This window comes from Brevundimonas sp. (genome assembly GCF_032017145.1).
Lineage (GTDB): Bacteria > Pseudomonadota > Alphaproteobacteria > Caulobacterales > Caulobacteraceae > Brevundimonas.
Genome location: NZ_DALZQC010000216.1, coordinates 1 through 1,936, shown reverse-complemented (window position 1 = coordinate 1,936; position 1,936 = coordinate 1). Strand labels below are relative to the sequence as shown.

Here is a 1,936-nt window from a genome sequence, read left to right as displayed (position 1 = left end):
GCCGTCGCGCGCGAGATCGGCGTCATCGCCCGCGCGGCCATGGCCCTGACGCCCGGCGACATCGCCGGCCGCGACGCCCTGATGGCGCGTGTGGAGGCGCTGGACGGCCTGAAGCCGTCGCCGATTTCAGACGATGTGCACACATTGGACGGTGTTTTTGTTCAGCCGCCGTCCGCGACCCGGCCGCCGTGATCGTCTCCGCCCCGCCGCGCAGGACGGAGGCGGTTCTCAGCCCTCCGACGCGATCTGTCGCAGCGCCTGTTCGAACGCCTGGGGCGGCTGGCCGCCCGAGATCAGATATTTGCCCTCGACCACCACGGCCGGGACCGAACTGACGCCTCGCGACCGCCACAGTTCCTCGGCCTGGCGCACCGCCTGGGCGTAGCGGCCCGAGGCCAGCACCTCGCCCGCCTCGGCCCGGTCCAGGCCCGCCGTCTCCGCCGCCTCGGTCAGGACGCGGGCGTCGGTGATGTTCTTGTTGTCGGTGAAATGGGCGGCGAACAGGGCCTGTTTCAGCGCCTTCTGCTTGGCCGGCGCCGTCTCGTGCGCCCAGTGCAGCAGGCGGTGGGCGTCGAAGGTGTTCCAGATGCGGCTGTCCGGCCCCATCCGCATGTCGAAGCCGACTTCCGCCGCCCGCTCGGTGATCATGGCGCGGTTGGCGGCGGACTGTTCCGGGGTCGATCCGTATTTGCGGGCGATGTGTTCGCCGACGTTCTCGCCCTCGGGCGCCATCTGGGGGTTCAGCTCGAACGGCCGGAAGGCGATGTCGGCGGCGATCCCCTCGGCCTTCAGCGTGTCCAGCGCGGTCTCCAGCCCGCCCAACCCCACCACGCACCAGGGGCAGACCACGTCGGAGACGAAGTCGATCTTGAGGGTCTTGGTCGGAGTGATCGCGGACATGGCGGGGGCCTTCTGGAACAGCGAGTGTTGCGAAGGATATGGGAAGGCGAGGCTTTTAGTGAAGAGTGCTGGTGAGCGAGAGGTGAGCATTTTCCGCGGGCGGCGCGACGACGGCGAGGACGCGACGACGGGGCCAGCGCGGCTCACCTCTCGCTCACTGGCACTCTTCACTCCCACAACCGCCCCTACCCGATCTTCAGGTCCCGAGGCGGCCGGATGCGCCGCCAGCGCGCCTCCACGAAGGCGAAGGCCCCGAACGCCATCAACCCCGCCGCCGTCAGCCCCAGGATCACCGAGCCGCCCGGCTGGGCCTCCAGCGCGTCCAGGGCCGCCGCCGTCGTCGTCACCTCGCCCGAGCGCGCATGAAGCCCCGCCAGAACCACGAAGACCCCCAGCGGCAAATAGGCGAAGCCCCGCGCGGCGTATCCCGCCCGCGCCAGGGCCGTGGCCGTCCCGCAGAAGGCCCTGGGACAGGCCAGTGCTTCGTCGAAGTCGTCGCGGAAGGCCCTGACGATGTTGCCGAGGCCCACGCCCAGCACCGTCAGCCCCGCCCCGATCAGCAGCGCCTCGCCGAACGGCAGGGCCAGAAGGGCGGCGGCCTTCTCCTGGTTCTCGGCGACGCTCTCGGCCTGGGCGGAGGAGGCGTCGGTCGCCTCGGCGAACTCGTCCAGATACTCGAACACCCCCGACGCCAGCACGCCGTAGAACAGGCCGCTGACCGCCTGGCCCGCCCGCGTGGTCCAGCCCTTCAGGTCGGTCCCCTCATGGTCGGCGTCGAACACCGCCTGCAGCACGCGCCAACCGACGAAGGCCCACAGGCCCAGGCCCAGCAGCACCAGCCAGACCTTGCCGAACGGCTGTTGCGCCAGCCAGCCCGCCGCCCCGCTGGTCCCTACCGCCTCGCCGATCCGGTCGGTCGCCGCCAGCAGGGTCAGGGCGCCCGCCGACAGATAGACGAAGCCCCGCGCCCCATAGCCGATCCGCGCCGCCGCCTCGATCAGGACGTGCAGGCGGGGCATGCGGCGCGCCGGGGGCC

Annotated in this window: 3 protein-coding genes; 1 reads left to right on the top strand and 2 read right to left on the bottom strand. The window is 71.3% G+C overall.

Annotation, left to right across the window (positions count from 1 at the left end; all coding sequences use genetic code 11):
• Positions 1 to 192, top strand: a 192-nt coding sequence (locus tag RTU05_RS18105) for a hypothetical protein (protein ID WP_312599667.1), incomplete at its 5' end; no start/stop codon positions are given.
• A 36-nt stretch (positions 193 to 228) separates the two neighbouring features.
• Here RTU05_RS18105 and RTU05_RS18100 read toward each other — a convergent pair.
• Together RTU05_RS18100 and RTU05_RS18095 are read right to left on the bottom strand one after the other, a co-directional pair.
• Positions 229 to 900, bottom strand: coding sequence for a DsbA family oxidoreductase (locus RTU05_RS18100; RefSeq protein WP_312599666.1), 672 nt, complete (start codon positions 898 to 900; stop codon positions 229 to 231).
• A gap of 185 nt (positions 901 to 1,085) precedes the next feature.
• Positions 1,086 to 1,936, bottom strand: an 851-nt coding sequence (locus RTU05_RS18095) for a DUF1206 domain-containing protein (protein ID WP_312599665.1), incomplete at its 5' end; no start/stop codon positions are given.

Coding starts and splice junctions, on each gene's coding strand:
- RTU05_RS18100 (WP_312599666.1), bottom strand. CDS start 900: ATGTCCGCGATCACTCCGACCAAGACCCTCAAGATCGACTTCGTCTCC.